Source organism: Lyngbya sp. CCY1209 (assembly GCF_055795065.1).
In genome coordinates, this window is sequence record NZ_JAYFER010000345.1 from 1 (window position 1) to 278 (window position 278).

The window sequence follows — 278 nt, forward strand, 5'->3', positions numbered from 1 at the left end:
CGTTTTTCATCCCGTCCGGGTTTTGGTATCCAAACTCTCCGTAATGGCTTGGCTTTGAAGTTTCCTTTGATTTCCTCGGCAAGTTCAAACCTTTGTTTTGGGGATATTGCTATCACTCCATCCACTCCGGCAGTTTTCTTGCCTTGGTTATCTTGGGTCCCTCGCCTCACCGCTAAGAGCCTTGCGTAGTATGACTTCAACAGGAGTCTCTGTAACCTTCTAGCTTTTGCGTCCTGTCCCGATTGAGCCGCTTGATAGATACGTTTTTGCAACTTGAA

1 protein-coding gene is annotated in these 278 nt (G+C 47.1%); it reads right to left on the reverse strand.

From position 1 onward, the window contains the following. Positions 1 to 278: reverse transcriptase N-terminal domain-containing protein (locus tag AC0QHF_RS09770; protein ID WP_324704016.1), on the reverse strand; the 278-nt coding region annotated here is incomplete at both ends.